Genomic DNA, 3,601 nt, shown 5'->3' on the forward strand with positions numbered 1-3,601 from the left:
TAGGAGTTGCTTCTCCATCGTAATCAACATAAAATTTAATTTCTTTTCTGTTAAACACTTTGTTTTCTTTTTCTTCAATAAATTCGATTTCCATTATAAAACCTCATATTTATTCTTCAATAAATCCGTTAATAAGCTTTTGAGCTTTATTTTTCATGTCAGAAACTTTTAAAAGCACTAACCCTTCATTTGGCTGTCCGTACAAAATTGTAGCATCCTGACCCGCCATTAAGATGCAAGGAAGAACTGCAAGATCTTCTTCCCCAGCTACTTCAATTACATAACATTCGCCAGTGTTAGATAATTCAAGAGCTTGGCCTATGGTTTCCCATAGATCATCTGTAATAGTTCCAGCAGGATTATCCGCCTTTAAAATGTGGTCTGCACGTATAATATCATGAGTATGATCTTTTCTTTGAATTAAATTATCAATTATACCTATATTAGGGTACAATTCATATTTTGTAAGATTATCGAAAGTTGCATCACCGACAGAAATTAAAAACTTGGAAGATTTAATCTCTTCAATTGCATCTTCAAAGTCAGGATACAATTCGCCTAACGGTTTTTTAAGCTCGATGATTATATCCTCATTTAATTCCGCATCTAAACGTAACACTTTTAAAACCTTCTATCTTACTCTTAAACAATATTCACCAGGAATTTCAATATTCAATTCCTTTGCAATTTTTGATTCTTCCGGATCAGTTATGATTAAAAGACCGCTCCAATTGTCAGAAGTTGGACTTCCGCAGGATGGACAGTGGTCTTTACTTGAAATCATTTTACAAACTGTGCAAGCTTTCATTCTTAACCCTTCTTACTTTTTTCTTTAGCTTCTGCAATCCATTCGAATCTACCTAAGTTATTTTGTCTCATAGTAAGAGGAATCTTGGAATTCCTACTATTTTCAATGTTGTTAGTAGATTCGTCTTTAATTGAAACACTGACAGCCCTAGCTCTAACTAAGTCTCCCACATCCAAAGTCTTATTAGATTCTTTAGCAAGTAATGCTCCTCTTTTGGCATCATAATTAATATAATCATCAGTTACTTGAGAAACATGTATCAAACCGTCCATAGGTCCAATCCTTACAAAAGCTCCGTAATCAACAATATCGATTACCTCTCCATCGAAAATTTCATGTTGTTCCGGTTTGAAGAAAATTGCTTCAAAGATAACATTATGGTAAGCAGCACCGTCACCCATAATGAGTTTACCTTCACCAATTTCATCTATATCGTCAACACAGATAAGTAAACCGAGTTTTTTGTCTAAACGACCTTCGTAAGTTTCGTTTAAAGTTTGAATAGCAACTTCTTTGAGAGGATCTCCAAATCTGTAAGGTGGTATTCTTACAGTGTCCTCAATTTTTGTTTTATAATACAAAATAATCCCTCATTTAATTAATAAGTTTAATTAATATTATATTTTACCATCAACAGCAATATATCTTTTTTGTCTGAGATATGCTACTGTAATTCCTTTGTCTTTTGCACGATTTTTTAATTCAATGTCATTTGTAGCTAAAACTTCTGAAACTCTAAGTAACGCATCATCCACAGTTTCATTTTCTAATAATGAAATATCCTTTATTTCAATTTTTGAAGAATTAGCTAACTTTAAGGCCAAATTGGCATTTAGCCTTACTTTACCTTTGTTATTATTTTTCAAACCCTTCAATTCATTGATAACAAAGCTCGGAGTAGTTAATTTATAAGAAGGTAATTTGTTTTCAAGTTCAGTGATTATGTCTACATTGAACTGAAAAGGAACCATAAAAAAATTGGTATCAATTACAACTTCTTTAGAGTTCATGCTTGCCCTCTATTTTATAATACCGTATCCGATTAATCTCCAACGAGCACCGACTCTACGACTTAAAGCGACCCTATCGCCCGGACTAGCGCATACAGGCAATTTGAGAACTACATCAACATCATTCTTCTTGGTTGAAGTGACTACCCCAATTGTGGTTGTAGTACCACAGTTAATCATCAAAGCTTCCTTGATTTTGATTGGAGATACTTCACGTTCTTCCTTGGTACCTACTACGCGGTCAAGCAAATTGGCTTCCATTGTAAAGCCGTTCAATACATCAGGCAATGTACCTTCTTCACCAGCAACTGTACCGGATAATGAATCTGATTTAGTTAAAGATGGATCTAACTTAGTTGCAATACCTACAAGTCCTCCAGGACCTATTTCTTCAACCTGCTTACCGTTGGCTTCAAGACCGATAATCTCGGATGTAAGAGTGATTCTTTCACCGTTGTTGGAAGGTCCTGGTCTGATTTCAATAGTGTCTCCAAGTTTGAATTTACCTTGGACTAAAGTTCCACCAATGACTCCTCCTTTAATCTTATCAGCACCGGAACCAGGTTTGTTAATATCGAATGATCTTGCTACATGCATTAATGCAGAATCATCAACATTCCTTTCCGGAGGTTGAATTTGTTTAAGCATTGCTTCAATTAATATGTCTACGTTTGCACCTTGTTGAGCAGATACAGGTATTATTAAAGCATCTTCAGCACAAGTACCTTTAACAAATTCCTTAATTTCATTATAACTTTCAATAGCTCTTTCTTTTGAAACAATATCAATCTTGTTTTGAACTACGATAACATCCTTAACGCCGATTACATCAAGCGCCATGAGATGCTCTTTAGTTTGTGGTTGTGGACAAGACTCATTTGCAGCAATCACTAAAACTGCACCATCCATAATTGCAGCACCAGATAACATTGTTGCCATAAGGGTTTCGTGTCCTGGAGCGTCAACAAAGGATACTTTTCTGATTAATTCAGTTTCGCTGCCACAGATTTCACATTTTTCTGAAGTAGTGTAACATTCAGGCTCTCCGCAGTTAGGACATTTCCTAAATTCAATGTCTGCGTAACCTAAACGAATAGAAATACCTCTTTTTGTTTCCTCACTGTGTGTATCAGTCCAAATTCCAGATAACGCTTTAGTAAGAGTAGTCTTACCGTGGTCTACGTGACCAACTAAACCTATATTAACATCTGACTGTACGTTCACAGATAACCACCTTTTTTATAATTTTAATTCTACTTAATAAGTAAAATAAGAAAAATAGTAGAACTATTCTTCCTCTTCTTCACCAGCACCAATAATTTCAGCTATTGATTTGCTTCCAGCTTGACTAACTATTGTGTTGATTTGAACAATATCTTCAGCGATAGTGTTTCCTCTTACGGTTTTTCTTCTTTTAACACCATCTGCTTTAGGATGGTAACCAATACCACCAGTTAATAAACTTTTAATTCTTCTAGTGCCAGAAACATCTTTTTTCATAGCAAAACCGTTTTTGTCACTACCACCAGTAATTTTTAAAGTGTAACCATCTAATCCAACAAGTCCGCCGTCAAATTCATCACCGATGACTAAACCGTTGAAAGCTTTGGTTTCGTCCACTTCAAACTGATGACTTTCAGCACCTTGAGACACAACTACTTTGAATGCCATGGTATTTTCCTCCTTAATTTTTTATAAACCCAATTTATTATTATTCGAAAAGACCAAATTTACCCCAATCTGGATCTTGTTTACGTTTGATTTCTAAAAATTCATATAAAGT

The 3,601-nt window shown here is 34.9% G+C and carries 6 protein-coding genes and 1 pseudogene; all 7 read right to left on the bottom strand.

Annotation, left to right across the window (positions count from 1 at the left end; translation table 11 throughout):
• Positions 1-94, bottom strand: a pseudogene (locus tag Q0W25_RS08875) (30S ribosomal protein S24e); the annotation flags it as partial.
• A gap of 15 nt (positions 95-109) precedes the next feature.
• Positions 110-619 carry a GTP-dependent dephospho-CoA kinase family protein gene (locus Q0W25_RS08880; RefSeq protein ID WP_298521245.1) on the bottom strand — a complete coding sequence of 170 codons (510 nt, stop codon included), beginning with the start codon at positions 617-619 and terminating at the stop codon, positions 110-112.
• Between the two features lie 12 nt (positions 620-631).
• Complete coding sequence (gene spt4 / locus Q0W25_RS08885) at positions 632-808, bottom strand: transcription elongation factor subunit Spt4 (protein ID WP_297824478.1); 177 nt, start codon at positions 806-808, stop codon at positions 632-634.
• Positions 809-810: 2 nt separating this feature from the next.
• Positions 811-1,389 (bottom strand): DNA-directed RNA polymerase, encoded by a 579-nt coding sequence (locus tag Q0W25_RS08890; protein ID WP_297824480.1) that lies wholly within the window; start codon positions 1,387-1,389, stop codon positions 811-813.
• A 36-nt stretch (positions 1,390-1,425) separates the two neighbouring features.
• Positions 1,426-1,818, bottom strand: a complete 393-nt coding sequence (locus tag Q0W25_RS08895) for a PIN domain-containing protein (RefSeq protein WP_297824482.1) — start codon at positions 1,816-1,818, stop codon at positions 1,426-1,428.
• 9 nt (positions 1,819-1,827) lie between these two features.
• Complete coding sequence (locus Q0W25_RS08900; protein ID WP_297824484.1) at positions 1,828-3,042, bottom strand: translation initiation factor IF-2 subunit gamma; 1,215 nt, start codon at positions 3,040-3,042, stop codon at positions 1,828-1,830.
• A 63-nt stretch (positions 3,043-3,105) separates the two neighbouring features.
• A complete protein-coding gene (locus Q0W25_RS08905; protein ID WP_297824486.1) occupies positions 3,106-3,489 on the bottom strand; it encodes a 30S ribosomal protein S6e in 384 nt (127 codons plus the stop codon).
• Between the last annotated feature and the right edge of the window lie 112 nt (positions 3,490-3,601).

This window comes from uncultured Methanobrevibacter sp. (assembly GCF_947166415.1).
In the GTDB taxonomy this organism is placed as follows: domain Archaea; phylum Methanobacteriota; class Methanobacteria; order Methanobacteriales; family Methanobacteriaceae; genus Methanocatella.

Excerpts from the sequence above, each read along its gene's own strand:
- spt4 (WP_297824478.1), bottom strand. The coding sequence starts at position 808 with ATGAAAGCTTGCACAGTTTGTAAAATGATTTCAAGTAAAGACCACTGT.
- Q0W25_RS08895 (WP_297824482.1), bottom strand. The coding sequence starts at position 1,818 with ATGAACTCTAAAGAAGTTGTAATTGATACCAATTTTTTTATGGTTCCT.
- Q0W25_RS08905 (WP_297824486.1), bottom strand. The coding sequence starts at position 3,489 with ATGGCATTCAAAGTAGTTGTGTCTCAAGGTGCTGAAAGTCATCAGTTT.